Here is a 795-nt window from a genome sequence, read left to right as displayed (position 1 = left end):
GGGCTAGGGCATCACGATTTAGGCTTCTTGGTACGCCTTGGAGAAGTTCAGGCGCATACTCGCTGACATAGCCTGTCGATTTGCCTAAAGTTAGCTCAGCTAGAGCTTGGTTATTATGATAATTTTCAGGAGCCTGTGACATTTATAGTGTTTCCGTGCCAAAATAATAGTCATTATAACCTTAAATTACTTTGGGCTCATTAATGGCAGATCACCCATTAGCGTCATGGCTAAGCAACTATGTTAACTATTACCAACAGCAAGCCAATCAGTTACCACTGCATTTCCACTTTGACGAAACTTCCCCTGCGCAAGTGTCAAAAATTAACGACATGCTGTGTCACTGGCAACCCCATTTAAAAACCCCCATTGAAGACTTCGCTGATATAGGTCGTGGCTTAGAATTAGATATCCATCCAAACCTAGCTTTAATATACGGCAGTTATTACGGCGGACCTTTGTATTTTGACAGTCAATTTGGCAAGGGGCATTTATTGCAAGTTTGGAATGATGAGGATCTGATCTTTTTAAAAGAAAACTTAATTTCCCATGGGTTAATGAAAACCAAGCTTAAACAGCCAGTGACTTTTTTTGTGGGAACGTTAGACAATGGTGATGAAAACATTGTGATTGATAATCACAATGGCTATTTCTATCTTGAAGTTCCTGGGCAGGAGCCGCACCAGCTATTAGCAGAAAATGTACCACAACTACTTGCTCAGATATCCCCAAGATTGGTGTTAGAACAGCAATTTGAACAACAACTTGAGCAACCACCACAAGCCAATATGGGGC

1 protein-coding gene is annotated in these 795 nt (G+C 41.3%); it reads left to right on the top strand.

Annotated elements, in window-relative coordinates; all coding sequences use genetic code 11:
- Positions 1 to 203 precede the first annotated feature (203 nt).
- Positions 204 to 795: SecY-interacting protein (gene syd / locus GFB48_RS17265; RefSeq protein WP_163938737.1), on the top strand; the 592-nt coding region annotated here is incomplete at its 3' end.

The organism is Paraferrimonas sp. SM1919, assembly GCF_010993985.1.
Classification (GTDB): domain Bacteria; phylum Pseudomonadota; class Gammaproteobacteria; order Enterobacterales; family Shewanellaceae; genus SM1919.
This window is presented reverse-complemented; position numbering and strand designations above follow the sequence as displayed.